At 59.8% G+C, this 1,469-nt stretch carries 2 protein-coding genes; one reads left to right on the top strand and one right to left on the bottom strand.

Annotation, left to right across the window (positions count from 1 at the left end; translation table 11 throughout):
- Positions 1-182 precede the first annotated feature (182 nt).
- Positions 183-923 (top strand): enoyl-CoA hydratase-related protein, encoded by a 741-nt coding sequence (locus QZ269_RS13080; protein WP_291427134.1) that lies wholly within the window; start codon positions 183-185, stop codon positions 921-923.
- A 114-nt stretch (positions 924-1,037) separates the two neighbouring features.
- Here the strand turns inward: QZ269_RS13080 and QZ269_RS13075 are convergent, their stop codons facing one another.
- Positions 1,038-1,163 (bottom strand): hypothetical protein, encoded by a 126-nt coding sequence (locus QZ269_RS13075; RefSeq protein ID WP_291427133.1) that lies wholly within the window; start codon positions 1,161-1,163, stop codon positions 1,038-1,040.
- Positions 1,164-1,469: the final 306 nt, after the last annotated feature.

Here is a 1,469-nt window from a genome sequence, read left to right as displayed (position 1 = left end):
AAGCGTTGCGGCGTCTTCTGATGTAAGGGCAGGGTCGAGTCGTCTGATAATGTAGTCTACACCCGGGAGCTACTTAGTTACATCAAACCTTTATTGAGTTGAAAGAAAATCTGGCGCTTACCCGAAAAGAAGCCAATTTCCATGAACGTTCTCTGGGAAACCGGCGGGATTACACTGGCCCTATGATTTATCAGACAGTGGCGGTAACCCAGCAAGGCGGCGTAGCGACTTTGACCCTGGTGTCCAAGATGGGGGCGATGAACAGCACCTTCTGGCAGGAGTTTCCTGAGGCACTTAGGGAAATCTCAGCCGCCAGAGTGGTTGTCCTACGCGGGGAGAAAATCTTTAGCGCAGGTCTGGACATCGGCAGTAACGCCGCGCAGATCGCGCCCGCACTTGGCGACCCGGCAGCATTCAAGACGGTTGTGGATCAGATGCACGCCGTGACCGAAGGGCTCTCACGCCTCCCCATGCCAGTGATCGCTGCCGTACACGGCTGGTGCATCGGCGCGGGGCTGGAACTGATCAGCACGGCGGATATCCGGCTATGCAGCGCCGACGCCCGGTTCAGTCTGCCAGAGGTCAAACTGGGGATCACAGCCGACCTGGGCGGCTTACAGCGCCTTCCCCACCTGATCGGGCGCGGGCGCACGGCCCAGCTGGCCCTGACCGGAGACGCCATCGACGCGGCCACCGCCGAACGCTGGGGTCTGGTCACCGAAGTGCTGGATATGCCCCGGGCCCTGTTTGACCGGGCCGAAGCACTGGCCCAGCAACTCGCCGCGCTGCCACCCAAGGCGCTCGAGGGCACCAAGCGCATTCTGAACAGCAGTCTGCCGCACGCCGAAAGTCTGGCCGAGGCCGTGACCTGGAACGCCCACCACATGAGCCTTGAAGCGCTTCAAAACGCTCTGAAGAAATAACTTCTTTGAGGGCAAAAAGCAGATAGGCCGTGGCTTCCAGCAGGGTTGTCGCCGTGGCCCACCCCCCTGAACGGCTCATTCCTATTTTTCCGGCCCTAAGCGGTGCTTCCCGTCCTAATCGGCGGTGTGTTCGGTCTTCACCCAGCCGATAGATTCCTGCGCGTATTGCACGTCGCCACTGGCATCAAAACCCAGGCAGATGAGCCCGACTCCTACCGTGTCCAGGTCATATGGCAGCACATCGATTGCGCCCAACTGACAGCTTCCCAGATACAACAGGGCAGTCGTGACCGGCAGACAACCCGCGACGCCAGGGCATACCCTTTGCTGTGAACACGTTATTTTCTTCTCTCGTCTGTCGTGGGAGCAGCCCCCCTGACCGCCGGGGCTGGGCCTTGCAGGGACATTTCCAGCACTCAGCCGCGTAGTATAGGCACAAAGTTCACCATCACAATCCTCCGGAGGTCTCATATGTCACAACCGCACCAAGCCGACACCACCTTTCGCCCCGACCTACTGGCCGGAAAACACGCCCTGATTACCGGA

It is taken from the genome of Deinococcus sp. (genome assembly GCF_018260405.1).
Taxonomy (GTDB): domain Bacteria; phylum Deinococcota; class Deinococci; order Deinococcales; family Deinococcaceae; genus Deinococcus.
Note: the sequence above shows the minus strand (reverse complement) of the source record. Positions and strands in the feature narration are given on the sequence as shown.

What these genes read in the sequence shown, in the direction of transcription:
- QZ269_RS13080 (WP_291427134.1), top strand. Translation starts at nt 183, where the DNA reads ATGATTTATCAGACAGTGGCGGTAACCCAGCAAGGCGGCGTAGCGACT.